The organism is Streptomyces sp. NPDC005794 (assembly GCF_042871445.1).
GTDB lineage: Bacteria > Actinomycetota > Actinomycetes > Streptomycetales > Streptomycetaceae > Streptomyces.
Genome location: NZ_JBIAIN010000004.1, coordinates 459,493 through 481,050 on the forward strand (window position 1 = coordinate 459,493; position 21,558 = coordinate 481,050).

The window sequence follows — 21,558 nt, forward strand, 5'->3', positions numbered from 1 at the left end:
TCGCTCACTCTGGAACTTGAATCAACCGTATCGATGCAAAAGTGATCATCTGCTGTCAAATCACATAAGAATGCCTCCTGTGGGACACACGTATGGCAAGCGCCGGACAGGCATCGGCCACGCGCGGTCCGCGTGTCCGAAACGACGGAGGCGCTGGAACGGTCGCCGCACCACCCTCTATGCTTCACCTCGCTTTCCCGCGTGGTTCCCGCCTCTGGCGCGGCGTTCCGCTCCACGCCCCTGCCCGGCCACACCTGTTCATGACGATCTGCACAGCGGGAGCGAGCGGTGAGCGGAACCTCCGAAGGGCCGATTCCCCGAGCGGGCACGACCTCCGGCGCCGGACCCTCGGACGTCACACGGTGTGATCATCAGAGAGCGAGCCTCACCGAGCTGCGTGACTACCGCGCCGCGTTCACGGCGGCCGCTCTCCCGATGGCCGTCGTCGACCACCGCGGCCGGATCGTCAGGCCGAACGACGCGCTGGGCGGGCTGCTCGGCGCCGAGCCCGCGACCCTCGCCGGACGGTCCGCGGCCGGTCTCGTCGGTCTCACGTCGGACGGCCCCGCCCTGCGGGCGTACAACGAGGTCCTGCGCGGTGCCCGCCCCCGGTTCCTGTGCACCCGGCGGCTCAAGCAGGCCGGCGGCCGGCCCCTGTGGGCCGAGGTCACCGTCGTGCGGATGGGCGACGTGGCCGAGGGCGCGGGCCGGGTACTGCTGTCCGTCGCCGACATCAGTGACCGGCGCGAGCTGCGGGAGCGGCTGCGTCATCTCCGGATGTACGACCCCGTGACCCGGCTGCCCAACCGCACGCTGTTCTTCGAGCGGCTCGCGACCGCCCTGGAGACCCCACCGGTCCCGGACGGGACGTCATCGCCCCGGCACGGCCGGATCGGCCTCTGCTACCTGGACATCGACGGCTTCAAGGCGGTCAACGACACCCTGGGGCACCGCATCGGCGACCGGCTGCTCACCGCGGTGGCCGGACGGCTCACCCACTGCGCCGAGGCCGACGGCCGGCACGACGACAGCCATCTCGTGGCACGCCTCGGCGGTGACGAGTTCGCGATCCTGGTGGAGGACTCCTCGGGTCCGGAGCAGCTCGCCGATCTCGCCCGCTCGGTGCTGACGGCCCTCCAGCGGCCGTTCGAGGTGTCCGGGCACCGACTGTCGGTCTCCGCGTCGATCGGGGTGGTGGAGCGAACCTCGGCGAATACCTCGACCACCGCCCTGATGCAGGCCGCGGACACCACGCTGTACTGGGCCAAGGCCGACGGACGGGCCCGCTGGACCCTCTTCGACCCCGAGCGCAACGCACACCGGATGACCCGGCAGGCGCTCTCCTCCACGCTCCGCCCCGCCGTCGAACGCGGCGAGTTCACGCTGGAGTACCAGCCGCTGGTCGGCATGGCGGACGAGGTCGTACGGGGTGTGGAGGCCCTGGTCCGGTGGAATCACCCACGGTTCGGGCTGCTGGCGCCGAGCCGGTTCGTGCCGATCGCCGAGGAGGACGGCACGATCGTCCAGCTCGGCCGGTGGGTGCTGCGCACGGCGTGCCGCCAGGCCCGCCGCTGGCAGCTGGAACACCCGGACATGCCCGCGCTGTTCATCAGCGTCAACGTGGCCGTGCGGCAGGTCCGGGACTCCGATCTGGTCGCCGACGTGGCGGAGATCCTCGCCGAGACCGGACTCGAACCCGGGCTGCTGCAACTGGAGTTGACCGAATCGGCGGTCATGGGCTCGGCGGGCCGGCCGCTGCGGGTGCTTCAGGCGCTCAGCGACATGGGGGTCCGTATCGCGATCGACGACTTCGGTACGGGCTACTCCAACCTCGCCTATCTGAGCCGGCTGCCCGTGTCCGTGCTGAAGCTCGACGGTTCCTTCGTACGCGGGTTCCGTTACGAGGACGGCGCGCACCCCAGCCCGGCCGACGAGACAATCGTCGAAGCCATGGTGCAGCTGGCGCACCGCCTGGGCCTGACGGTCACCGCGGAGTGCGTGGAGACCTCGGGCCAGGCGGAGCGGCTGCGCCGGATCGGCTGTGACACCGGGCAGGGGTGGCTGTACTCACGTGCGGTGGCCCCGGAACGGATCGCCGAACTGATCGGCACGAGGCCACCGGAGAGATAGAACGTGTTCCGGACGGCCGGTCCGGACCGGGTCAGCTCGCGCCGGGCAGCCCGTACGCGTCGGCGATCAGCTCGTACGAACGCAGCCTGGCCTCGCCGCCGTGCGCGTTGGCCGTGATCATCAGCTCGTCCGCGCCCGTGCGCTTGGCCAGGTCGTCCAGGCCGCCACGGACCTCGTCCGCCGTGCCGTGGACGATGTCCTTCAGCCAGCCGTCGACGAATTCGCGCTCCATGGGGCTGAAGTCGTACGCCTCCGCCTCCTCGGGGCTCGGCACGAGGCCCGGGCGACCGGTGCGCAGGCGGACCATGGACAGCGCGCCGGTGAGCACCTGGCGCCGGGCCTCGCGCTCGTCGTCGGCGGCCAGCGCCGCGACCCCGATGAGGGCGTAGGGGGCGTCGAGCACCGCGGAGGGCTGGAAGGACTCCCGGTACAGGTCCAGGGCCGGCACCGTGTTGCGGGCCGAGAAGTGGTGGGCGAAGGCGAAGGGCAGGCCGAGGACACCGGCGAGCCGGGCGCTGAAGCCGGAGGAGCCCAGCAGCCAGACCGGCGGACGGGCGGCGGACTGGACGCCGCCGGGTGACGTGGCCTGCACGGGACCGGGGACGGCGTGGATACGGGCGTAGGGGTGCCCGTCCGGGAAGTCGTCGTCCAGGAAGCGGGTCAGCTCGGCCAGCTGCTGCGGGAAGTCGTCGGCCCCCTCGTTCAGCCGGTCCGTGCGGCGCAGGGCGGCCGCGGTGGCGCCGTCCGTGCCGGGCGCCCGGCCGAGGCCGAGGTCGACGCGGCCGGGGGCCATCGCCTCCAGGGTGCCGAACTGCTCGGCGATCACCAGGGGGGCGTGGTTGGGCAGCATCACGCCGCCGGAGCCGAGCCGGATGCGCTCGGTGTGCGCGGCCAGGTGCGCGAGGATCACGGCGGGGGACGAGGAGGCCACGCCGGGCATGGAGTGGTGTTCGGCGACCCAGAAGCGGTGGAAGCCACGGCTCTCGGCCAGCTTGGCGATGTCCACGCTGGTGCGCAGGGCCTGGGTCGCCGTGCGGCCCTGGCCCACGGTCACCAGATCGAGCACGGAGAGGGGTACGGAGGCCGTCCCGCCCGCTGTGCCGCGAATCTGGTCGCCTCGGTTCTCGTCCACGTGTTCGGCCTCTCCGGTGGTGCGTCTGGGTACCGGAGGGTGCCAACAGGAGGATGGCTCCGCTTATTCCCGGGCGACGGCTCCCGGCCTGTCCGCGACCCCTTACTCGCGCACCTCGATGCCCCGGGGCTCGGTGGCGCCCAGCGGGGGCTCGCGGGTGGCGAACAGGGTGCCGAGGGTGGGAGCCCAGATGCGGCGGTCTGCGAGCCGGAGGCCTTCCCAGACCGCCACCTGGTTGGCGGTGAGGACCGGCTTTCCGAGGAGTTCCTCCAGCTCGGGAACGTGCGCGGTGGTGTGCAGGGCGTTGTCGGGCAGCAGCACCACCTCGGCGTCGGGGTGGTCACCGGCCACGACCAGCTCCTTCACGAGCTCCACGTCCGCGGCGGCCGCCGCGGACGCCGTGATGATGCCGCCGCCCCGGGTGGCGGCCACCTCGACGCCGCCGGACTCCAGGAAGCCGGCGAAGAGGGCGGCGATGTCCTCGGAGTAGGTCGCGGCGACCGCGACCCGGGAGGCGCCCAGCTCACGCACCGCGTGGACGAAGGCGATGGAGGTGCTGGACGCGGGGAGCCCGGCGGCCCTGGCCAGCCCGGCGGCCTGCGTGTGCGCCCCGTCCCAGCCGAAGGCGAAACTGCCGCCCGAGCAGGCCCAGACCAGGGCTTCGGCGCCGGCCATCCGCAGTTCCTCGACACCGGCGTTCAGGCGGTCCGGCGCGCCTGCGGCGCGGAGGTTCTCGACCCTGCGGGCGTCCTCGTCGATGTCCGTGTGGAAGAGCGGCACCCTGATGTCGCTGTCGAGTATGACCTCGGTCCGTGGAAAGTCGTCCTCCGCGGCGTGGCCCGGGTAGAGAAGTCCTACGGTCGTCATGTCCATCCTTCCCGTACGTCGGGATGTCCTGCCTCAGTCGGCTGCCCCTGCCTGGGACAAGTATTCCCCTTATGGCCCCATATCGCCGCCCGCAGCGGGTGTGACCAGCGGTTCCTCCCGCGAGGCCGAGGCCCTGTTGACGGGCGTACGCACCGGTGCGAGCGTGGTCATTCCTGATGGCCACTCCCGTGATCCTCGTCCTGGACACCGACCCGTCACCGCGCCTGGGCCGGCTGACCGGCCGGGCCGTCGTCCGGTACGCCGACGAGCGGACGCTCGCCGGGCAGCTGCCCGGCGCGGACGTGCTGCTCGTCTGGGACTTCACCTCCGACGCCGTCCGCGAGGCCTGGCCCGGCGACGGCCCGCGCCCCCGCTGGGTGCACACGGCGAGCGCCGGGGTGGACCGGCTGCTCTGCCCGGCACTGGCCGCCTCCCCCACCGTCGTCACCAACGCCCGGGGCGTCTTCGAGCTGCCGATCGCCGAGTACGTCGCGGGGCTGGTGCTCGCCTTCGCGAAGGACCTCCCCCGCACGCTGGAGCTCCAGCGGCAGCGCAGGTGGCGCCACCGGGAGACCCGGGGCCTCGCCGGCAGCCGCGCGGTGGTCGTCGGGGCGGGCCCCGTCGGCCGGGAGATCATGCGGCTGCTGCACGGCCTCGGCGTCCAGGTGGCGCTCGTCGGACGTACGGCGCGGCGCACGATCCACGGCGTCGAGGACCTGGGCCGGCTGGCGGCCGGTGCGGACTGGGTGATCGCCGCCGCCCCGCTGACGGACGGGACACGCGGGATGTTCGACGCCCGCTTCTTCGGACTGCTCCAGCCCTCCGCCCACTTCATCAACGTGGGGCGCGGTCCGCTGACCGTCGAGGAGGATCTGGCCGACGCACTGCGCAGGCACTGGATCGCGGGCGCCGCGCTCGACGTGTTCCAGGAGGAGCCACTGGGGCCGTCCAGCCCGCTGTGGGACCTCCCCGGCCTGCTGGTCTCCCCGCACATGAGCGGCGACACGGCCGGCTGGCGGGACCGGCTGGGCGAGCAGTTCGTCTCGATGTACGAGCAGTGGGCAGCCGGACAGCCACTGCCCAACGTGGTCGACATACAGCGCGGTTACGTGCCTTCTCCTGACATCCCGTCCTGATATCGGGCATGACGGGCGCTCATGAAGGCGCGCCCTGCGGGGAACACGCCCCGCGCACCGGCTGTCGCCCTGCGCCCATGGCGGGACACGGGAAGGTCACCCTCCGGCCACTGTTCGGTTACATGGGAGCGCTTGCTGCATAGGCGCCCTGGATCGGGCAGGTGCCCACTCTGTCCGGACTGTTCGGCACCCCCATTTCTCCAGGAGATTGCGAACCATGGCTGACTTCCCTCACCTGTCCCGTCGGGGCTTCCTCAATCGAACGGCGGCCGTGGGAGGTCTGCTCGTCGTCCCCGGTCTGCTCTCCGCGTGCAGCAAGACCGACGCCGGCGCGGCGAACGGTGAGGGCGCCCTCCACAAGCTCCGCGAGCAGGGCTTCGTCCGGGTCGCGTACGCCAACGAGGCCCCGTACGGCTACATGGAGGGCAAGGAGCTCAAGGGCGAGGCCCCCACCCTGCACCGGGAGATATTCAAGGCGCTCGGCGTCGACGAGCTGAAGCCGACCCTCTCGGAGTGGGACGGTCTCATCCCGGGCCTGCAGGCGGGCAAGTACGACGTGGTCAGCGCGGGCATGGCCATCACCCCGGAGCGCTGCGCCAACGCCCTCTTCTCGGAGCCCGAGTTCATCTCCCCCACCGCAATGATGGTGAAGAAGGGCAACCCGAAGAAGCTCACGGACCTCGCGTCCGCGAAGGCTGCCGGGGCCACCATCGGCGTGATGTCCGGTGCGGTCGAGGGCTCGTACGCCGAAGGGGCGGGCATCGCCGAGGCGAAGATCAAGACGCTGCAGAAGCCGCAGGACGGCGCGGACGCCGTCAAGGGCGGCCGGATCGACGCCTTCCTGCTCACCGGCATCTCGCTGCGCTGGCTCACCAAGACCAACCCGGACACCGAGGTCACCGAGGCGTTCGTCCCCGAGCTGGACGGTGTGAAGCAGTTCTCCCCGGGCGGCGCGGTGTTCCGCCAGGGCAACGAGGAGCTGCGGGACTCCTTCAACCGCGAGCTCAAGAAGATCGTCTCCGACAGGTCGCGCTATGTGAGCCTGCTGCAGGAGTACGGCTTCGGCGCCACGGAACTCCCGCCGGCCACGCTGAAGACCGCCGATCTGTGCAAGGGCTGACGAGGGCGGAGCACACCGTATGAGTGACTTCTTCTCCACACTCCTCGATGAGTTTCCCCAGGTCAGAGCAGGTCTGTGGGTGACGGTCCAGGCCACCGTCCTGGGCTCCCTGCTCGCCCTGCTCCTGTCCTTCGCCCTCGGCCTGGCGGCGGGCAGCAGGCTGCTCCTGGTGCGCGGGGTCTCCCGGACCGTCGTGGAGTTCTTCCGCGGCACCTCGCTCTACATCCAGCTGTTCTGGCTGTACTACGCGATGCCGCAGCTGACGGGCTACGAACTGACGCCGATCCTCTGCGGCGTCGTCGCCTTCGGCCTGAACTACGGGGCGTACGGCTCCGAGGTCGTGCGGGGCGCGATCAACTCCGTGCCGCGCGCCCAGTACGAGGCAGCGGTGGCGCTGAACATGACGCCCTTCCACCGGATGCGGAAGGTGATCCTTCCGCAGGCCTGGGTCCAGATGATCCCGTCCTTCACCAACCTGCTGATCCAGCTGCTGAAGTGCACGCCGCTGCTGTGGCTGCTCTCCGCGGCAGACCTGATGACCGTGATCCAGACGATCCGCGACCGCACGGGTGAGAGCCTCACCGCCTATCTGACGCTGCTGGCCGTCTACTTCGTCCTCGCCTACGCGCTGACCCTGCTGATGAACCTGCTGGAGCGGACCGCCAAACGACGGCTCGGCCTGCACACCGGCGTGGGGAGCCTGCTGAAGACGCGCAGTGCGGAGCCCGCCACGACGGCCGGAGGTGCCCGGTGAACACATTCGACTGGGACGCCGTCGGGGAAGCCCTTCCCCTGCTGCTCGAAGGATTCCGGGTCACACTGCTCGCGACCGTGCTCGGCACGCTCGTCGCCGCGGTGCTGGGCCTGGCGATCGCCGTGGCCGGGCGGGCGCCGTCCCGCTTCGTGACGGTGCCGGTGAAGGCGGTGATGGAGTTCATCCGCTCCACCCCGCTGCTGGTCCAGCTGGTCGGCGCGGCCGCCGTCTTCACCTCGGTGGAACCGCTGACCATCGGCGTCGTGGTGCTCGGCATCCACTACGCCACCTACACCTCCGAGGTGTACCGGGCCGGGATCGACGGCGTGCCCAAGGGCCAGTGGGAGGCCTGCCGGGCCCTCTCGATGTCTCCCCGGCGGACCTGGCAGGCGGTGATCCTGCCGCAGGCGGTGCGCAACGTGCTGCCCGCCCTCGGTAACTACGCCATCTCGATGTTCAAGGAGACTCCGTTCCTCGCCGTGATCACCGTGCAGGAAATGGTCTTCGAGGCCCGGAAGTACGGAGCGGACCACTTCGCGTACACCGAGGCATTCACGCTCGCGGGCCTGGTCTTCCTGGTCGCGAGCTACCCCACCTCGCTGCTGATGAGAAAGCTGGAGAAGCGCCTTGGCCACTGACTCTGCCCCCCTGAAGGAGCCCGCGGACGCCGTACCCACCGGCAAGGCGGCCGGAGTGGAGCCACTGGTCCGCTTCGACAAGGTCGTCAAGCGGTACGGCGACCATGTGGTCCTGGACGAGCTGGACTTCACCGTGCGGCGCGGCGAGCACGTCACCCTGATCGGACCGAGCGGCTCGGGGAAGACCACCATCCTGCGGCTGCTGATGACGCTGGAGAAGGTCAGCGACGGCGTGATCTGGGTGGACGGCTCGCCGCTGTCGCACGTGCGCAAGCCGGACGGCTCGCTGAAGCCCGCGGGCGAGAAGGAACTGCGCAGGTCCCGGAAGAAGATCGGGATGGTCTTCCAGCAGTTCAATCTCTTCCCGAACATGAAGGTCCTCCAGAACATCACCGAGGCGCCGGTCAACGTCCTGGGGACGGACCGCGACGAGGCGGAGGCCCGGGCCCGGGAGCTGCTCGACCTGGTCGGGCTCTCCGGCAAGGTCGACGCCCACCCCTCCCAGCTCTCCGGCGGACAGCAGCAGCGCGTCGCCATCGCCCGCGCGCTGGCGATGCAGCCGGAGATCCTGCTGCTCGACGAGGTGACGTCGGCGCTGGACCCGGAACTGGTGGCGGGCGTGCTGGAGCTCCTCAGCGACATCGCGCGGAACACCGACATCACGATGCTCTGCGTGACCCACGAGATGAACTTCGCCCGGGACGTGTCGAAAAAGGTCCTGATGTTCGACGCGGGGCGGGTCGTGGAGTCCGGTTCTCCGGAGAAGATATTCACCGATCCCGCGCACGAACGCACGCGCGATTTCCTCCACGCGGTGCTGTGACCTCACCTTCGGCGTAGCGCTCGTGCCCTAGGCATATGCCGATCGGGTGCGCCCCGGCTCGCGGAGCCGGGGCGCACCGCCAACTCCCCGACAGCCCCTTCATATCGGCCACGTGGCGACTATCGTGGGTCGTGAGCTTACGGTCACGACCTGGCACATGCCCTAAAGGGGGGAACCGTGGCGTTGAAGCCCGAGCCGAAGGCGCCGTTCCATTCGGTGCAGTACGCCTTACGTGTGCTCGAATCCGTGTCCACCCACGGCAGCGGGGTGACCGACACCCAGATCTCCCGCGAAGCGGGGCTGCCGACCGGGCACCTCAGGCCCCTCCTGCTGATGCTGCGCCGCGAGGGATACGTCGAGCAGGTCGCCGACGGCGCGTACATCATCGGCTCCTCGCTCCTGGAGCTCGGCTCGGGCGCCGCCCGCAGACGGGCCGTGGAAGCGAAGCTCCAGCAGTCGCTGGTACAGCTGCGGGATTCGGTCGGCGCGGCGGTCTACGTCAGCCGTTACGTCGACGGGGAGATCCGGGTGACGCAGGTGGCCGACGGCCCCCGTACGCCCGCCGTCAACGAGTGGGTGGACTTCCGTTCCGCGGCGCACGCCAGCGCGATCGGCAAGTGCCTGCTGACCCAGCTGGACCAGAACGGCCGGCGTGACCATCTGGCCCGGCACCGGATCGCCCGGCTCACCTCGCGGACGATCACGAACGAGAAGGTGCTGTTCTCGAAGCTGGACAGCCAGCCGGCGACGGTACCGGTGCTCGATCTGCAGGAGTACGCCGTGGGCACGGTGTGCGCCGCCGTTCCGCTGACGGCGGGCTCGTCGGCCGGATGCCTGGCCCTCTCCCTGCCGATCGAGCACGCGCACCGGCTGCGGGCCGCGGCCGCCACACTGAACCGGCGCGCGGCACCGGTCCTCCTGTCACTGGCCCTCTGAGCCGCGACGCGTGAGCCCGGCTCTGTGGCCTACGCCACGCGTGGATACCGCCGGTCCGGCGGGCACGTGTCATCAGCACCCCTGAGCACCAGGTATTATTTTCGAGTCAGCAGGCGCCGTTAGCTCAGTTGGTTAGAGCAGCTGACTCTTAATCAGCGGGTCCGGGGTTCGAGTCCCTGACGGCGCACAGACACCACAGTGGGTGGTCTCCCTCCGGGGAGACCACCCACTGTGCGTTGTGCCGCGAATCAGAACTTCACGTCGGAGCACGCGTAGAACGCGTTGCCGGTGTCCGCGACGTTCCAGACGGCCAGGATGACGTGCTTCCCGGTCTTCTGGGTCGGCATGGCGCCCTGGTGCGTGAGGGTGGCCGGGGGCTGCTGGTTCCCGTACGGCACCGTCATGAAGGGCTGCGATTCCAGGGCGGCCCTGGTGAGCGGCTTGGTGGAGTCCCAGCCGTCCTTGGTGATGTAGTAGCGGAAGTCACTCGTGGAGTGCCGGGCGGTGAACTGCCAGCGGAAGCTGTAGCCCTGCCCGGCGGTGACCTGGGTGGCGGGCCAGTTGCCGCCGCGCGGGTCGTCGAGCTGAGCGAAACCACTGTTGCCGCCGGCGCAGATCGCGCCGTCCGCCGGTCCTGCCGCCGGGAAGCCCTTGGGGCCCTCGACGCTCTGCGGTTCCCACTGGATGTTGCCGCAGCCGGTGACGGCGCCGTCGGCGCAGAGCTTCTGACGGCTGATGGGTGAGTCCGTGTAGCCGTGGCTGCTGGCACTGCCGGTCGCGAACATGGAGACGCCCGCTATCGCCAGGCCGATGACGGCCGCGCTTGCCCTTTTCCGCATGCTGTGTCGCTCCTCGAGAACGTGGGGGGATGTTCTGGGGATGATCCGAGCTGTGATGCGCGCGCACCTTTGCGGTCTAGACCAAGTCCAGATTATTGACAAGGCATGTACATGTCCATCCCCATGTGCACCGGGTTTCGGCGCGTCCCCCGTGCGACCGGTAGCGGTCAGACCCCTTCTCCGCCGCTCCGGCCGGTGTAGAAGGCCACGGTCAAATCCCTGACCAGGGCCTTGTGTTCGTAGGCGTCGAGCTCGACGATGCCGCGCGCGGTCAGCCGGCCGACCGTGTCGTCGACCGCGTCGACCACGGAGGTCAGCACTCCGTCACGGTGCCTGGCGTCGATGGCGGCCACCCGGCACCGCTGCATCACCGCCGCGACCTCGGGGGCGTACTCGATCCTGGTCGGCTGCGCGGAGTACACCTCGATGCCCACGGGCACGCAGTCCGCCTTCACCATCCGGGTCAGCGCGTCCCCCACCGCCTCCGCGTCGCGCAGGGTGCGGGTGTCCTCGTGGAAGGCGTCTGCGGGCAGCTGCGAGAGCACTCGGGCCAGCGCCGCCTCCACCTGGTCGCCCAGATACCTCTCGTGGTCCGCGACACCGAGCGTGGCCCGGGCGGTGTCCTTCACCCGCCAGACGACGAGGACCACGGCCCGCAGTGCGGTGCCGCTCGCGTCCACGGCGGGCAGCGGCTCACTGCGCCAGTGCCGCAGGCGTACGTCGATCCGACGGCGCCGCAGGAGCGGGGAGATCCACAGGAGGCCGGTGCGCCGGGCGCTGCCCCGGTAGTCGCCGAAGAGCGTCAGCACGGAGGCGTGTCCGGCCCGGCCCCGCCCGAGACCGCAGAGCGCGAACAGCGCCACGGCCGCCAGCAGCGCGAGCAGCGCCCAGGTCCCGGTGCCGATGCCGTGGTACGGACGCGCGCCCAGTCCGAGGCGGCCGGTCACGGCGGCGGGCAGCGCGCCGTGCCACCCCAGTACGGCGAGCACGGCGACCGCCCCCGCCGCCGAGGTGAGCAGCGCGGACCAGCCGGGCAGGACGGGTCCCGGCCGCTCGGTGAGCCGGGGGTCGGCGAGGGGTGCGGGCCGGGTGGGTCCCTGCACCCGAGGGGAACGCGGCGGCGGCGGACGGCGGTCGGCGGGCCTCCGCTCGACGCCGCTCCCCGCAGCGGTGCCGCCCGTACCGGCGGGCTCGCCGTCGTGGCCGTCGTCGCGGAAGAGCAGGTGTACGGGGATGGGCGCGGTGGTCTCGGTGGCGATGACGGGCCGCCTGGGACCGGCACCCCACCAGGCGCCCGGTTTCGCGGCCCCGCCGGTGAGCGCCGCCGGGGCGCGCCCCTCGCCGGTGGACAGCGGGACCCCGCCGGACACGGGCTTCCGGAGATCCGGCGGCCCGTCCTCCGGCCCGCTCCCGAGCCCCGCCGGGACGGGCTCCGCCTCCGGGACCGCGTCGGCGACCTCCTCCGGGGCCGGCCCCGGGGCGGACACCGGGTCCACGTCAAGCGGCTTTGGGCCGGGCGCCGGGTCCGGTTCCGGGTCCACCTGCTCCTGCTCCAGAGCCGGCACCTCCAGGCGTGGAGCCGGCTCCAGGTCCGGCAAGGCCGGGGCAGGCGCCGGGTCCGAACCCACGTCCAGGTCCATATCCAGGCCCATGTGAGCCGGGACCCTGCCGACGGCCGGGGCGGTCGGGCCCACCACGGCCACCGCGTCCAGGGCCGGCCCCAGATCCGCCGGGATGTCGTCGTCCCCCACCGCGGGCACCTCCACCGCGGCCCCGACAGGCGCCCTCGCCTCTTCCGGCTCCGCCACCGGCGGCACCCCGGCCGGCGCCTCTCGCTGCGCGTCCCCCGCACCGGGCCCGGGCAGGACCACCCGCGCGTCCCGCTCGCCCAGCTCGTCCCACTCGCCCCGTACGTTCTCCGTGGATCGCATTCCCGCCTCCGTCATGTCCGTTCCGTCACTTCAGCCGTCACGCGAAGAGCCGTCGCCATGTCTCCGGCCCCGGGTATCCGTCGGCCGCGCTCCCGCTCCAGCCCTGCGCCCGCTGGAACGCCTCGACATTGCGGCGGTCCGCCTCCGTCCAGCGCGGGCCGGGGCCCGTCGCGTAGTGCTCTCCGTATCCCTTGCTCAGCAACTGGGCACCGAGCCGCTGGACGTGGCCGTTGGACAGCCCGGGTCCGAAGAAGCCCTTCCCCGGGTACGCCACGGTCCCGCTCGGGGTGCCGCCGGACCCGGCGGCGGGGATCTTGTGCCCGGTGCCCTGGATTAGCAGGCTCCAGGTGCCCGGACCGGGGATGCCGTCCGCGTCCTCGCCCTTCCAGCCCTGCGCCAGCTGGAACGCCTGCGTCGCCCTCTTATCCGCGTCGCTCCAGCGCGGCCCCGCGCCCTGCTCGTAGAAGCGCTTGCCGCCCTGGGCGATGAGCAGCTGCCCGAGCCGGGTGACGTACGCGTTGTCCACCCCGGGACCGAACGTCCCGGACCCGGGGAACGCGGTGGCCGAGCCACTGCCGCTCGCGCCGCTGACGATGCCCTTGTAGCGGTAGGCCACGTACTGCGAGGAGTTGGTCCAGTACGCCATCGGCGTCGTCGCCTCACGCGCGTTCGGGCGGGCCTGCTCGTACGCCAGGTAGTGACTGTGCGTGTGGTCGGTCCAGCCGCCGAAGACCGTCACGTGCGACCCCACCGAGGGGTCGGCCAGGTTGTGGAAGAGGAGGATGTCGCCGGGCTGCAGGTCGGCCCGGGCGATCTTCGTCCCGAAGGCGGCGAGGCTGCCGGTCCACTCGTTGGTGCCGAGGTTCCAGGCCATCGACACGAAGCCGGAGCAGTCCTGCCGGTAGCCGTCCGACCAGTACGCCGCCATGTCGTACGGGACCTTCGCCGTCACCCACTTCTTGGCACGGGTGATGATGTCGGCCCGGGTCGTCGTGCGCTGCGCCGTGTCCGTGGGGGCGGCCGACCCCGTGGCTCCGCCGCTGTTCAGGGGCCCCACCGTGCCTTGCGGGGTGCCCGGCTGGGGGTCGGCCACCGTGTCGGCACGGGCGTCGCGCCCGGTGGCGGCGGCCTGGCCGGCCCCGCAGGACAGGACCACCCCCGCCGCGGTGACCAGGACGAGCACCCGCCGCGCACCGTGCGCCGCCGGGTGCCCGCCGTGGCGGACGGGCAGCGCGGCTGCCGTACGACGCCGTCGGGCGCAGCCCGGACAACCGCAGTCGGCCGCGGGTTCGTACTCCTCGAAGACCGGCACAGTCATGCGACTCCTCTTCCCCACGGCGGTCGTCCAGATCTTCCGTGACTCAGCGTTCTCAACCTTCCCGACATATCTCATGGTGACGGACTAAAGGGAAAAAACGACCATCCGACAGGCCGCGCGAGAGGGGGATTGGTCAGGAACACCTCCGCACGTCGGGTAAAGTTCTCCAGGTCAGCAGGCGCCGTTAGCTCAGTTGGTTAGAGCAGCTGACTCTTAATCAGCGGGTCCGGGGTTCGAGTCCCTGACGGCGCACGCAACAGCGAGGCCCCTTCACCACGCGTGAAGGGGCCTCGCTTGCGTCCGTTCCGCCCCAGAAGCGCCCCCGGGGCGCCTTCCGTCACGCCTGTGCGCCTCCTTCACGGTATTCCATCAAATCGCACGTATGGCTGGTAAACAGCCTGTTTCACCCTTGCGTTCACGCCGCGTATCGGACAACCTGACCTGGTGTCGTCCGAGGGATCCACGGGTCCTCCGGCCGGGGGGAGCGAAGATCTGCTTCAGGGCGGGGTGGGGACCCCGCTGACGTACGCACAGGCAGAATTCACGCAGGGTGACCTGCGTGCGGGGGGATGACCATGACGTCGACGCCGTCAGGCGACCGGCAGCACAACGACCCTGCCCGGACGGTCCAGCTGCGGTTACCTCCGCAGCCGCGCGCCGGGAGGCCGAGACGGCAGCCGAAGCAGGCGCTGCCGCGCTACGACTACGAGCACTACAGCCGGCTCGCCGGGCCTCTGACCCAGCCCGACCCCGACCGGCCCTACACGGTGCGCTACCGCTCGCTCCTCTCGCAGGAGACCCACCGCATTCGCGCCGCCCTGCTGCTGGGCGCCGCACCGCTCGTCTCGCTGGGCCTCTTCGCGTGGCTCATGCAGCCCGAGCACTGGACGGAACGCGACCCGAACCTCCAGAACGACACCCTGCTCGTCCTCGACATCGTGATGCTGGTGTCGATCGGCCTCATCGAGCTCTTCCGCACACTCAACGTCCTGTCGAACGCGCACGCCACACTGGTGGCCCGCGACCCGGTGCCCGTCATCCCGGAGAGCGGCACGAGGGTCGCCTTCCTCACCTCCTTCGTCCCGGGCAAGGAGCCCCTGGAGATGGTGACGAAGACACTCGAGGCCGCCGTGCGGATCCGGCACCGTGGACAGATGCACGTCTGGCTCCTCGACGAGGGCGACGACTCCGCCGTGAAGGAGGTCTGCGCCCGGCTGGGCGTGCACCACTTCTCCCGCAAGGGCGTCGCCCACTGGAACCAGGCTGAGGGCCCGCACCGGGCGAAGACCAAGCACGGTAACTACAACGCCTGGCTCGACGCGCACGGTGACGCGTACGACTTCTTCGCCTCGGTCGACACCGACCACATCCCGCTGCCCAACTACCTGGAGCGGATGCTCGGTTACTTCCGCGATCCGGACATCGGCTTCGTCATCGGCCCGCAGGTCTACGGCAACTACGACACCTTCGTCACGAAGGCCGCCGAGTCCCAGCAGTTCCTCTTCCACGCACTGATCCAGCGGGCGGGCAACCGCTACGGCGCCCCGATGTTCGTCGGCACGAGCAACGCCGTGCGCATCTCGGCCCTCAAGCAGATCGGCGGCCTCTACGACTCGATCACCGAGGACATGGCCACCGGCTTCGAGATCCACCGCCACCGCAACCCGCTCACCGGCAGGAAGTGGCGCTCGGTCTACACCCCCGACGTCCTGGCCGTCGGCGAGGGGCCGACCGCGTGGACCGACTTCTTCACCCAGCAACTGCGCTGGTCCCGGGGCACGTACGAGACGATCCTCAAGCAGTACTGGAAGGGCTGGTTCTCGCTCCCTGCGGGCAAGCTCTTCAACTACACGATGATGATCATCTTCTACCCGATGTCCGCCATGAACTGGATCCTCGCCGCCCTGAGCTGCGCCCTGTTCCTCGGCATGGGGGCCTCCGGTGTCCAGATCGACCCGGTGATCTGGATGATGCTGTACGGCAACGCCTCGGCGCTCCAGATCGGCCTCTACATCTGGAACCGCCGCCACAACGTCTCGCCGCACGAGCCCGAGGGCTCCGGCGGCCTCGCCGGCATGGCGATGTCCGCGCTCTCCGCACCCGTCTACGCCCGCTCTCTGATGGACGCGGTGCTGCGACGCAAGAGCTCGTTCGTGGTGACGCCCAAGGGCGACTCGTCCAGCCCGGACACCCTCTTGGGCACCTTCCGGATCCACCTCTTCTTCATCCTGGTCTTCGGCGGATCGATCGCCGCGTCCTTCGTCCTCGGGCACAGCCACCCGGCGATGCTCACCTGGGCCTGTCTGGCGCTGCTGATCACCGCCGCGCCCATCATCGGCTGGCGGTACACGGTCCGCGCCGAGCGGAAGATGCGCCGCGCGGGACCGCCCTCGCCGCCACCGGTACCGGCCCCCGAGCCCACTCCTCGGGCCGAGCCCTCATGGGCGAGCAACGAAGACACCGTGCAGATCGCCCTTGGGGGACGTAGCCGATGAAGTACCGTCCGAGCCGCCGTACCCGCCGCCTGGCGATCGGCACGGCGGTGGTTCTGGCGCTCGCGGGGGCGAACGGGCCGTGGCTGTACCGCTTCAGCACCGAGCGCTACCACGAGTACGCCATCAACCAGCAGGACTACAAGGCGGAGAACGGTCACTGGGACTTCCTCGACGTCCCGTCCGAATTCCGGATCAACACGATCCACGCCGCACTGCTGCACACCGGCAAGGTGCTGCTCGTCGCGGGCTCCGGCAACAACCAGAAGAACTTCGACGCGAAGAGCTTCCGGTCGGTGCTGTGGGACCCGGCGGAGAACACCTACAAGAACATCGCCACACCGAAGGACATGTTCTGCGCCGGGCACACCCAACTGCCGGACGGGAAGCTCCTCATAGCCGGAGGCACGAAGCGGTACGAGAAGCTCGAGGGCGATGTCACCAAGGCCGGCGGCCTGATGATCGTCCACAACGAGAACCCGGACAAGCCGATCACGCTGCCCGCGGGCACCAGCTTCACCGGCCGGGACAACGGCAAGACGTACCGTTCCAAGGACCCGGTGCTGGTGGAGAAGGCCACCAAGGTCTTCGACAGGGAGACCGGGGCGTTCCTGCGGAACGACCCGGGGCTCGGCCGGATCTACGTCGAGGCGCAGAAGTCCGGTACGAAGTACGAGACGGGCACCGAGGACAACTACCGGATCTCGGGACTCACGGGCTCCGACAGCCGCAACGTCTACGGGATCGCGCAGAAGCTGGCCCTCGACAAGAAGGACTTCCAGGGCGTCAAGGAGGCCTACGAATTCGACCCGGTGGCCGAGAAGTACATCAGCGTCGACCCGATGAACGAGGCCCGCTGGTACCCGACGCTCACCACCCTGGAGGACGGCAGGGTCCTCTCCCTGTCCGGGCTGGACGAGATCGGGCAGATCGTGCCGGGCAAGGACGAGATCTACGACCCGGAGACCCGGAAGTGGGAGTACACCGGCATCGTCCGGAGGTTCCCCACCTATCCCGCCGTCTTCCTCATGAACAACGGCAAGCTCTTCTACTCCGGCTCCAACGCCGGTTACGGGCCCGCCGACGTGGGCCGCGACCCGGGCGTCTGGGACCTGGAGTCGAACACCTTCGAGAAGATCCCCGGGCTCAGCGACCCGGACAGGATGGAGACCTCGGCGACCGTACGGCTGCCCCCCGCACAGGACGAGAGGTACCTGGTGATCGGCGGGGGCGGGGTCGGTGAGTCCGACAGGTCCAGCGAGAAGTCACGGCTGGTCGACCTGACGGAGGACGACCCGCGCTTCACAGACGGCGCCGGCCTCTCCGAAGGCACCCGCTATCCGAGCGCCTCGCTCCTCCCGGACGACTCCCTGCTGGTCACCGGCGGCTCCAACGACTACCGGGGGCGCGGCGGTTCGGACATCCTGCAGGCCAGGCTGTACGACGCGGAGTCGGACACCTACCGGCGGGTCGCGGACCCGGCGGTGGGCCGCAACTACCACTCGGGGTCCGTGCTCCTCCCCGACGGCCGGGTCATGATCTTCGGCTCCGACTCGCTGTACTCCGACGAGGCGAACACCCGGCCCGGCACGTTCGAGCAGCGCATCGAGATCTACACGCCGCCGTATCTGTACCGCGACGGGCGTCCGGAACTGACGGCGGGGCCGAAGCGCGTCTCCCGTGGCGGGACGGGTCTGTTCACGACCCGGCACGCCCCCTCGATCGCCTCGGCGAAGCTGATGCGCCCGAGTGCGGTCACACACGTCACGGACACCGACCAGCGGTCGATCGCCCTGGACGTGGAGAAGTCCGCCGGCAGCATCACCGTGACCGTCCCGAAGAACCGGGCCCTGGTGCCGTCCGGCTGGTACATGCTCTTCGTCACCGACGCCGAGGGCACACCCTCGGAGGGCATGTGGGTGGAGATCCCCTGATCCTGGTCCCCTGATCCCTGGATCCCTGGATCCCTGGATCCCTGGATCCTGATCCTCCGGCGCGGATCTCCACCCCCGGGCCGGCCCGCCTACTTCGTGGCGCGGGCCAGCCCCAGCGCGTATTCCGGCCACCAGTCCCCGGCCTTGGGGCCGCCCTTGCAGTCACCGTCGGACTCCCCCGGACGCTTGATCCACAGGTAGGCGTCCACGAGCTCCTCGCCGGTCCGGGTCGTCGGAGGTTCGCCGAGCGCGCGGCCCGGCGGGTTGCACCAGTTCTCCGCGGGGTCGCCCCCGTCGTACGGGCCGTTGCCGTTACGACTGGTGTCGATCACGAACGGCTTGCCGCCGACCTTCGCCGACAGCTGCTTCCCGAAGTCCGTGCTGGCGGCCGTGGTCCGGAAGTTGGACACGTTCACCGCGAAGCCGTCCGCCGCCGCGATCCCGGCCCGCTGCAGGGGCTCGAACAGTGCGTCGGGCGACTGCCATCCCGCGTTGCCCGCGTCCACGTACACCGTGGTCCCCGGCTGCTGCTTCAGGCGCTCGACCGCGCCCTTGAGCAGGTCGTACCGCTCCTCGTGGAACTCCTGCGGGGTGCACCCGTCCACCAGGTGCAGCAGGGCGTCCGGCTCCAGGATCACCGTGGCCCGGCGGTCACCGATGCCCTGGGCGACACCGTCCAGCCATGCCCGGTACTCGTCGCCGTCCGCTGCCCCACCCTGGGAGAACTGGCCGCAGTCCCGGTGCGGGATGTTGTAGAGGACGAGCAGCGCGTCCCTGCCGACCCGCTCGGCCGCCTCGGTGAAGCCCTTCGCGGCCTCCTGCGGGTTCTCCGGCCTGATCCACTCCCCCACGGGCTGCTCGGCGATCTTCCGGATCAGCTCGGCGTTCGCCTTCTCGCCGTCCTTCACGTACGCGGCGACCTGCCGCGCGGCGCTGCCGTCGGGGTTGACCCAGTACGGGTCGCCGCCCTTGGGCTGCTGATCGACCGTGGCCGGTGCGTCCTTCCCTCCGTCGTCGGACGAGCCGTCGCCGGACGAGGAACACCCTGCCAGCAGCAGAATCGCGGCCGCCCCGGCCACCGCACCCGGTATCCGTCCGGTGTAACTGCCGTACATCCACTCCCCCTTGCGCCGATGCACTGCCGGTCGAATCCATCCTGGCACAGCGATCCGGGCCCCGGACGCTCCCGCCCGGATCAGGACATCTTGCCGAAAACTCGCCGGAGGCCACACAGCGTCGGCCTACAGTGTCGTCTCAGTACGAACACCCCGACCTCCCGCGTCGTGACCGGATCACTCCCGCGGTCCGGACACCGCGGTCGAGGACCGGCCCGGTCGGCGCTCCGAGAGGGATCGAGCGCCGACCGGGCCGGGGTGCCCTGTGGGGCAGACGTCAGAGCTGGTCCTTCTCCGGGCTGTGCTCCGCCGTCAGGTACGCGGAGACGACGACATTGGCCGTGTACGCACGGGTCTTGTGGTCGTACGTACCGCCACAGGTGATCAGCCGGAGCTCGGCCCGCCCGTCCTCGCGCGGCCCGTACGCCTTCTGCGCGTCGAAGCGTTCCCGGGTGAAGACCTGGACGTCGTCGATGGTGAATTCGGCGACCTTCCCGTCGGACCGGCTCACCCGGACCTTCTCTCCCGGTCTCGCGGCGCTGAGCCCGTAGAACACGGCGGGCTTCGTCTCGGTGTCGACATGACCGACGAAGAGCGCGGCGCCCTCCGTACCGGGCTCGGTGCCCTCGGCGTACCAGCCGACGGCGCCCGGCGTCGCGAACGGCGGGGGCTCGATCGCCCCTTCGTCGTCCAGCCCGCGCCGTACGACGGTCGCCTCGATGCCGATGGAGGGGATCTCGACCCGCTGCGGCGCGGCGCCGTCGAGCGGATCGTGGGCCGGCGGCAGCGGTACGCCCAGGGGGCGTCCGACCGCCGCGACGTCACCGGTCGTCGGGGCCGAGTTGCCGGCGGTGGCCGCACGGCCCCACAGCCACAGTCCGAGCAGGAGTACGGCCCAGGCGACACCGGTCAGCAGGCGTCCGGTTCCGGCGGGACGGTCCGGGGCGGACATGTCAGTGCTGCGCCGGGCGGCGGCGTCGCGCGCTGCGGAACGCGACGGCGACGGCCGCGACGGCGCCCAGTCCGAGGCCGATCACCGCGTGCCGGGTACCGGGGCCCTCATCGGCCGCGGCCTTCTCGGCGAGCAGCGCGGCGCCTCCGCCGCCGGCCCGCACGGGGGCGACGGGCGAGGGACGGCCGTGGTGGACGACGGTGACCGTGCCGGTGGCCTTGCCGTGGCCGTCCTTGCAGGTCACCCAGATCTCGTAGTCGTCGGGTGCGGCGTCGGAGCGGATCCGGGCCTCGGCGACGAGGCCCTTGCCGTCGGCCGGCTCGAAGCGCGCTTCGGAAGCGAAGGCCTCGGAGTTGCCGCGGGCCGACCTGCCCTTGCCGCAGACGTCGACCCGGAGCTCCACCTCCCCGCCGGGGGACACCCGGGACGGGCTGACGGAGACCGTTCCGGAACGTTTCTCGTCCCTGGGGTCTGCTTCGGATTCGGCCAGTGCGGCGGACGCGGGAAGGGCTATCGTCCCGGCCACCACCGCGGCACAGAACGTGAGGTGCAGTGAACGCATCGTAAACCTCCTGAGGGAAGGTTCACGCGTGGGGCGGCGTCCCGCATCCGCTGGAGACCGGTCGGGTTACTCCACGGGCAGGTCGACCAGGTCGACGAGGTCCGCGATCGAGTCGACGACCGTGGAGGGCCGGAAGGGGTAGCGGTCCATGTCGGCCTCCGTGGTCAGGCCGGTGAGGACCAGGAAGGTCTGCATCCCCGCTTCCAGACCGGCGAGCACGTCGGTGTCCATCCGGTCGCCGATCATGGCGGAGGTCTCGGAGTGGGCGCCGATGGCGTTGAGCCCGGTCCGCATCATCAGCGGGTTGGGCTTGCCGGCGAAGTACGGCGCCTTCCCGGTGGCCTTGGTGATCAGCGCGGCGACCGAACCGGTCGCGGGCAGCGGGCCCTCGGCGGACGGGCCGGTCTCGTCCGGGTTGGTGCAGATGAAGCGGGCGCCGCCGTTGATCAGCCGGATCGCCTTGGTGAGCGCTTCGAAGCTGTAGGTCCGGGTCTCTCCCAGGACGACGTAATCGGGCTCGTGGTCGGTCAGGACGTAGCCGATGTCGTGGAGCGCGGTGGTGAGTCCGGCCTCGCCGATGACGTACGCCGTGCCGCGCGGCCGCTGGTCGTCCAGGAACTGCGCGGTGGCCAGGGCGGAGGTCCAGATGTTCTCCACGGGCACGTCCAGGCCCATGCGCTTGAGGCGCGCGTGCAGGTCGCGGGCGGTGTAGATGGAGTTGTTGGTGAGGACCAGGAACGGCAGCCCGGAATCCCGCAGCCGCTTGATGAAGGCGTCGGCCCCGGGGATCGGCGTGCCCTCGTGGATGAGGACACCGTCCATGTCGGTCAGCCAGGATTCGATCGGCTTGCGCTCTGCCATGTGACGGGCTCCTGCCGT

Annotated in this window: 18 protein-coding genes and 2 tRNA genes; 11 read left to right on the top strand and 9 right to left on the bottom strand. The window is 70.5% G+C overall.

Translation table 11 applies throughout. The features are described from left to right. Positions 1-288: 288 nt before the first annotated feature. Positions 289-2,130, top strand: coding sequence for a putative bifunctional diguanylate cyclase/phosphodiesterase (locus ACFYQ5_RS09095; protein WP_389195233.1), 1,842 nt, complete (start codon positions 289-291; stop codon positions 2,128-2,130). Between the two features lie 31 nt (positions 2,131-2,161). Here ACFYQ5_RS09095 and ACFYQ5_RS09100 read toward each other — a convergent pair whose 3' ends face one another. Continuing rightward, positions 2,162-3,262, bottom strand: a complete 1,101-nt coding sequence (locus tag ACFYQ5_RS09100; protein WP_389195239.1) for an LLM class flavin-dependent oxidoreductase — start codon at positions 3,260-3,262, stop codon at positions 2,162-2,164. Positions 3,263-3,364: 102 nt separating this feature from the next. After that, complete coding sequence (locus ACFYQ5_RS09105) at positions 3,365-4,129, bottom strand: decarboxylase (protein WP_389195242.1); 765 nt, start codon at positions 4,127-4,129, stop codon at positions 3,365-3,367. Positions 4,130-4,305: 176 nt separating this feature from the next. On the opposite strand from ACFYQ5_RS09105, the gene ACFYQ5_RS09110 reads away from it, so the two are divergent. From ACFYQ5_RS09110 to ACFYQ5_RS09140, 7 genes are all read left to right on the top strand, one after another. After that, entirely contained in the window at positions 4,306-5,265 is a 960-nt protein-coding gene (locus ACFYQ5_RS09110; protein WP_389195245.1) for a D-2-hydroxyacid dehydrogenase, read from the top strand. A 217-nt stretch (positions 5,266-5,482) separates the two neighbouring features. Beyond that, positions 5,483-6,385 (top strand): ectoine/hydroxyectoine ABC transporter substrate-binding protein EhuB, encoded by a 903-nt coding sequence (gene ehuB / locus ACFYQ5_RS09115; protein ID WP_389195248.1) that lies wholly within the window; start codon positions 5,483-5,485, stop codon positions 6,383-6,385. A 19-nt stretch (positions 6,386-6,404) separates the two neighbouring features. After that, positions 6,405-7,139, top strand: coding sequence for an ectoine/hydroxyectoine ABC transporter permease subunit EhuC (ehuC, locus tag ACFYQ5_RS09120; protein WP_389195251.1), 735 nt, complete (start codon positions 6,405-6,407; stop codon positions 7,137-7,139). Beyond that, complete coding sequence (gene ehuD, locus ACFYQ5_RS09125; protein ID WP_389195254.1) at positions 7,136-7,777, top strand: ectoine/hydroxyectoine ABC transporter permease subunit EhuD; 642 nt, start codon at positions 7,136-7,138, stop codon at positions 7,775-7,777. Before ehuC ends, ehuD begins: the two co-directional genes overlap by 4 nt. After that, positions 7,767-8,600, top strand: a complete 834-nt coding sequence (ehuA, locus tag ACFYQ5_RS09130) for an ectoine/hydroxyectoine ABC transporter ATP-binding protein EhuA (RefSeq protein WP_389195256.1) — start codon at positions 7,767-7,769, stop codon at positions 8,598-8,600. Before ehuD ends, ehuA begins: the two co-directional genes overlap by 11 nt. Before the next feature lie 177 nt (positions 8,601-8,777). Next, on the top strand, positions 8,778-9,536 hold the full coding sequence (locus ACFYQ5_RS09135; protein ID WP_389195259.1) for an IclR family transcriptional regulator: 759 nt from the start codon (positions 8,778-8,780) through the stop codon (positions 9,534-9,536). Between the two features lie 113 nt (positions 9,537-9,649). Further along, a tRNA-Lys gene (locus tag ACFYQ5_RS09140) sits at positions 9,650-9,723 on the top strand. A 61-nt stretch (positions 9,724-9,784) separates the two neighbouring features. Here ACFYQ5_RS09140 and ACFYQ5_RS09145 read toward each other — a convergent pair. The 3 genes from ACFYQ5_RS09145 to ACFYQ5_RS09155 form a co-directional block, all read right to left on the bottom strand. Beyond that, positions 9,785-10,375 (bottom strand): lytic polysaccharide monooxygenase, encoded by a 591-nt coding sequence (locus tag ACFYQ5_RS09145; RefSeq protein ID WP_389195262.1) that lies wholly within the window; start codon positions 10,373-10,375, stop codon positions 9,785-9,787. Positions 10,376-10,542: 167 nt separating this feature from the next. Continuing rightward, positions 10,543-12,306 carry an SPFH domain-containing protein gene (locus ACFYQ5_RS09150; protein WP_389195265.1) on the bottom strand — a complete coding sequence of 588 codons (1,764 nt, stop codon included), beginning with the start codon at positions 12,304-12,306 and terminating at the stop codon, positions 10,543-10,545. A 37-nt stretch (positions 12,307-12,343) separates the two neighbouring features. Then, a complete protein-coding gene (locus ACFYQ5_RS09155) occupies positions 12,344-13,624 on the bottom strand; it encodes a peptidoglycan-binding protein (RefSeq protein ID WP_389195268.1) in 1,281 nt (426 codons plus the stop codon). Between the two features lie 178 nt (positions 13,625-13,802). Here ACFYQ5_RS09155 and ACFYQ5_RS09160 point away from each other — a divergent pair. The 3 genes from ACFYQ5_RS09160 (at position 13,803) to ACFYQ5_RS09170 (ending at position 18,050) form a co-directional block, all read left to right on the top strand. Next, positions 13,803-13,876: transfer RNA gene (locus ACFYQ5_RS09160), tRNA-Lys, on the top strand. A gap of 323 nt (positions 13,877-14,199) precedes the next feature. Then, positions 14,200-16,119, top strand: coding sequence for a glycosyltransferase (locus ACFYQ5_RS09165; RefSeq protein ID WP_389195270.1), 1,920 nt, complete (start codon positions 14,200-14,202; stop codon positions 16,117-16,119). Beyond that, positions 16,116-18,050, top strand: coding sequence for a galactose oxidase-like domain-containing protein (locus tag ACFYQ5_RS09170; RefSeq protein WP_389195272.1), 1,935 nt, complete (start codon positions 16,116-16,118; stop codon positions 18,048-18,050). Before ACFYQ5_RS09165 ends, ACFYQ5_RS09170 begins: the two co-directional genes overlap by 4 nt. Positions 18,051-18,139: 89 nt before the next feature. On the opposite strand, the gene ACFYQ5_RS09175 is transcribed toward ACFYQ5_RS09170, so the two are convergent. The 4 genes from ACFYQ5_RS09175 to ACFYQ5_RS09190 form a co-directional block, all read right to left on the bottom strand. Continuing rightward, positions 18,140-19,165: a glycoside hydrolase family 6 protein gene (locus tag ACFYQ5_RS09175; protein WP_389195275.1), complete on the bottom strand. Its 1,026-nt coding sequence runs from the start codon at positions 19,163-19,165 to the stop codon at positions 18,140-18,142. A gap of 277 nt (positions 19,166-19,442) precedes the next feature. Continuing rightward, on the bottom strand, positions 19,443-20,117 hold the full coding sequence (locus tag ACFYQ5_RS09180; protein WP_389195277.1) for a class F sortase: 675 nt from the start codon (positions 20,115-20,117) through the stop codon (positions 19,443-19,445). Position 20,118: 1 nt separating this feature from the next. Then, positions 20,119-20,679 (bottom strand): hypothetical protein, encoded by a 561-nt coding sequence (locus tag ACFYQ5_RS09185; protein WP_389195279.1) that lies wholly within the window; start codon positions 20,677-20,679, stop codon positions 20,119-20,121. Positions 20,680-20,745: 66 nt separating this feature from the next. Then, complete coding sequence (locus tag ACFYQ5_RS09190) at positions 20,746-21,540, bottom strand: HAD-IIA family hydrolase (protein WP_359464461.1); 795 nt, start codon at positions 21,538-21,540, stop codon at positions 20,746-20,748. Positions 21,541-21,558 lie beyond the last annotated feature (18 nt).

Coding starts and splice junctions, on each gene's coding strand:
- ACFYQ5_RS09105 (WP_389195242.1), bottom strand. CDS start 4,129: ATGACGACCGTAGGACTTCTCTACCCGGGCCACGCCGCGGAGGACGAC.
- ACFYQ5_RS09110 (WP_389195245.1), top strand. CDS start 4,306: ATGGCCACTCCCGTGATCCTCGTCCTGGACACCGACCCGTCACCGCGC.
- ehuB (WP_389195248.1), top strand. CDS start 5,483: ATGGCTGACTTCCCTCACCTGTCCCGTCGGGGCTTCCTCAATCGAACG.
- ehuC (WP_389195251.1), top strand. CDS start 6,405: ATGAGTGACTTCTTCTCCACACTCCTCGATGAGTTTCCCCAGGTCAGA.
- ACFYQ5_RS09145 (WP_389195262.1), bottom strand. CDS start 10,375: ATGCGGAAAAGGGCAAGCGCGGCCGTCATCGGCCTGGCGATAGCGGGC.
- ACFYQ5_RS09150 (WP_389195265.1), bottom strand. CDS start 12,306: ATGCGATCCACGGAGAACGTACGGGGCGAGTGGGACGAGCTGGGCGAG.
- ACFYQ5_RS09155 (WP_389195268.1), bottom strand. CDS start 13,624: ATGACTGTGCCGGTCTTCGAGGAGTACGAACCCGCGGCCGACTGCGGT.
- ACFYQ5_RS09165 (WP_389195270.1), top strand. CDS start 14,200: ATGACGTCGACGCCGTCAGGCGACCGGCAGCACAACGACCCTGCCCGG.
- ACFYQ5_RS09170 (WP_389195272.1), top strand. CDS start 16,116: ATGAAGTACCGTCCGAGCCGCCGTACCCGCCGCCTGGCGATCGGCACG.
- ACFYQ5_RS09175 (WP_389195275.1), bottom strand. CDS start 19,165: ATGTACGGCAGTTACACCGGACGGATACCGGGTGCGGTGGCCGGGGCG.
- ACFYQ5_RS09180 (WP_389195277.1), bottom strand. CDS start 20,117: ATGTCCGCCCCGGACCGTCCCGCCGGAACCGGACGCCTGCTGACCGGT.
- ACFYQ5_RS09185 (WP_389195279.1), bottom strand. CDS start 20,679: ATGCGTTCACTGCACCTCACGTTCTGTGCCGCGGTGGTGGCCGGGACG.
- ACFYQ5_RS09190 (WP_359464461.1), bottom strand. CDS start 21,540: ATGGCAGAGCGCAAGCCGATCGAATCCTGGCTGACCGACATGGACGGT.